The sequence below is a fragment of the Zoogloea sp. genome (assembly GCF_041904905.1).
Lineage (GTDB): Bacteria > Pseudomonadota > Gammaproteobacteria > Burkholderiales > Rhodocyclaceae > Zoogloea.
The window spans coordinates 1-3,255 of record NZ_JAYRMI010000042.1; the positions used below are offsets into that span (position 1 = coordinate 1).

A 3,255-nucleotide genomic window follows, 5' to 3' on the forward strand; every position below is an offset into this window, starting at 1 on the left:
GCGGGACCGGGCCGGGCAGTTCGAGCCCCAGCTGATCGGCAAGCACGAACGGCGCTTCACCGGCTTCGACGACAAGATCGTCGCCATGTACGCCCGCGGGATGAGCGTGCGGGAGATCCAGGCGTTTGTGCTGCAGATGTACAACACGGAGGTGTCGCCGGACTTCATCAGCCAGGTCACCGCCGCGGTGATGGATGAAGTCCTGCAATGGCAGAGCCGGCCCCTGGAAGCGGTGTATCCGGTGGTGTTCTTCGACGCGCTGCGGGTCAAGATCCGCGAAGATGCGGTGGTGCGCAGCAAGGCCGTGTTTCTGGCGCTGGGCGTGCGGGCCGACGGCAGCCGGGAGGTCCTCGGGCTGTGGATCGAGCAGGCCGAAGGGGCGAAGTTTTGGCTCAAGGTTTTCAACGACCTCAAGCTGCGCGGTTGCGAGGACATCCTGATCGCCGTCACCGACGGTCTGAAGGGCATGGCCGAGGCGCTGGAGGCAGTATATCCGCGCACGACGCTGCAGACGTGCATCGTGCATCTGCTACGCAACAGCCTGAGCTACGCGGGCTACAGGGAGCGCAAGGCGCTGGCCGATGCCCTCAAGCCGATCTACCAGGCGGTGAGCGCCGAGGCAGCGCAGGCGGCGCTGGAGGCGTTTGCAGAAGGGGAATGGGGCCAGCGCTTCCCGACGGTGGCCGCGGCATGGCGACGGGCGTGGGAGCAGGTGATCCCATTCTTCGCGTTTCCGCCGGAGGTGCGCCGGGTGATCTACACCACCAACGCCATCGAAAGCCTCAACGCCCGGGTGCGCAAGATCATCAAGACGCGGGGGCATTTCCCGACGGACGAGGCGGCCACCAAGCTGATCTGGCTGGCGCTACGCAACATCACGGCGGAATGGAAGAAACCGATGATGCACTGGAGGCCCGCGATGAACCAGTTCGCCATCCTGTACGGCGAGCGCTTCATCCCGGCCGTGACAAAATGAAAACCCCCGATTGACCCCGGCCGCGGTTGGGATCAATCGAAATTCGCCTCAAACACAAAATTACTGACACTCCCTCAAAACATCAAGAACGGCCAGCTAGATCTTTCTGAAAAAAGTTACACGGATCACAAGCATTACCTAATCCGAATCAGAAGAGCGAGACCTCAATACGGAGACCTTATTTTTACGCGTGAAGCGCCGATGGGAGAGGTGTGCATGGTGCCAGAGGATCTCGAGTGTTGCGTTGGACAGCGCCAAGTATTGCTTCGTCCAGACCCAGAGAAGGTGCACCCTCGATACCTCCTCTATGCGATTCAATCCCCAGAGGTTCAGCATGAAATCTCTTGGAGCGAAGGAACAGGATCAACCGTCAGCAATGTGAGAATTCCGGTTCTAAAAAGTCTCAAGATTCCGGTTCGTTCAATTAGTGAGCAAGTTCAAGCCGCGTCTCTGCTTGGTGCCCTCGACGACCGCATCGCCCTCCTGCGCGAAACCAACGCCACCCTCGAAGCCATCGCCCAGGCGCTGTTCAAGTCCTGGTTCGTCGACTTCGACCCCGTCCGCGCCAGGCAGCAAGGGCTCGCCCCGGAAGGGATGGACGAGGCAACGGCGGCGCTGTTTCCGGATGGGTTCGAAGAGTCGGAGTTGGGGTTGTTGCCGAAGGGGTGGGGGCCGATCCGGCTGGATTCCATACTTGAGCTTGCCTATGGCAAGGCCTTGAAAGCCGATGACCGTAAGCAGGGTGATGTGCCAGTTTATGGCTCGGGCGGAATCACTGGCCGGCATGACGCGCCGCTCGTTAACGCCCCATCGGTCGTGGTGGGAAGAAAGGGGACGGTCGGCAGTCTGTATTGGGAAAGCAGGCCGTTTTTTCCCATCGACACGGTTTTCTACGTGAAGACCAGCAAGCCGCTCTCATATATTTATTACTTGCTCCAGACTCTCGGGCTGTCCGAAATGAACACCGATGCGGCCGTCCCCGGTCTGAACCGTGAGAACGTGTACCGCCTCAAGGTGCCTGGGGCCACGACCAAGGTCATTGCTGTCTTTGACGACGTGGTGTGTCACCTGCGCACATTAATGGACCACAACACATTCCAAGCCCAAACCCTCTCCACCCTCCGCGACACCCTGCTCCCCCGCCTGATCTCCGGCCAGCTGCGTCTGCCCGAGGCGGAATCCCGACTTGAGGAGGCCGCAGCATGACCCCTGCCCCGCATGCCCCGAGTCTCCCCGAGGACTACACGGCATGGCTGATCCGGCTCAAGACCGACATCAGCCACGCCCGCCAGCGTTCAGCGCTGGCCGTCAATGGGGAGCTGGTCCAGCTGTACCGGCGCATCGGTCAGGAGATTCTGGCCCGGCGGGCAGACCAGGGCTGGGGCGCCAAGGTGATCGAGCGGCTGGCCAGGGATCTGAAGGATGCCTTCCCGGACATGCGTGGTTTCTCGGGCCGCAATTTGAAGTACATGGCTTACTTTGCCGAGCATTGTCCGGACGGGACATTTGGGCAGCAGGCTGCTGCCCAAATGCCGTGGTTCCACATCGTGACCCTGCTGACCAAACTGGCCAGCCCCGCGGAGCGAGAGTGGTACGCCTTGCGGGCCGTGCAGCTGGGCTGGTCGCGGCCGACGCTGGAGCGCCACATCCGCAATCGGCTGATGGAGCGGCAGGGCGCCGCCGTGACCAACTTCGAGGCCCGCCTGCCCGCCCCTGATTCGGCCCTGGCGGCCGAGACCCTGAAAGACCCTTACCTCTTCGACTTCCTGGGCCTGGGAGACGATGCCCACGAACGGGATATCGAAAACGGCCTGATCCGCCACATCACCCGCTTTCTGCTGGAGTTGGGGTCTGGCTTCGCGTTCATCGGGCGGCAGTTCCGGCTGGAGGTGGCGGGCGATGAATTCTTCATCGACCTTCTCTTCTATCACACGCGCCTGAAGTGCTACGTGGTGGTCGAGCTGAAGGCGACGGCCTTCAAGCCCGAACATGCCGGCCAGCTCAACTTCTACCTCTCGGCGGTGGATGCGCAGGTGAAGGCGCCGGACGACAAGCCAACCATCGGCCTGCTGCTGTGCAAGCAGCAGAACCGGCTCGTCGCCGAGTACGCCTTGTCGGGAATCGAGAAGCCGATGGGCGTAGCGGAATACCAGCTGCTGCGCGACCTCCCCGCGTCGTTCGAGCGCAGCCTGCCGAGCATCGAAGAGATCGAGGCCGAGCTGGCCGACGAGATCGACAAGCTGGACCCGCTGAAATGACCGAAGACCAACTCGAACAGG

Annotated in this window: 3 protein-coding genes; all 3 read left to right on the forward strand. The window is 61.9% G+C overall.

Translation table 11 applies throughout. The features are described 5' to 3' along the window. Window positions 1–976 (forward strand): IS256 family transposase (locus tag ACE3N6_RS12360; RefSeq protein ID WP_374246077.1); only part of this gene is annotated, 976 nt, incomplete at its 5' end. 81 nt (window positions 977–1,057) lie between these two features. Further along, window positions 1,058–2,182, forward strand: coding sequence for a restriction endonuclease subunit S (locus tag ACE3N6_RS12365; RefSeq protein ID WP_374246110.1), 1,125 nt, complete (start codon window positions 1,058–1,060; stop codon window positions 2,180–2,182). Further along, the gene (locus ACE3N6_RS12370) at window positions 2,179–3,234 is read left to right on the forward strand and encodes a YhcG family protein (protein ID WP_374246078.1); all 1,056 of its coding nucleotides are present in this window, start codon (window positions 2,179–2,181) and stop codon (window positions 3,232–3,234) included. The genes ACE3N6_RS12365 and ACE3N6_RS12370 overlap by 4 nt, the downstream gene beginning before the upstream one ends. Window positions 3,235–3,255 lie beyond the last annotated feature (21 nt).

Coding starts and splice junctions, on each gene's coding strand:
- ACE3N6_RS12370 (WP_374246078.1), top strand. CDS start 2,179: ATGACCCCTGCCCCGCATGCCCCGAGTCTCCCCGAGGACTACACGGCA.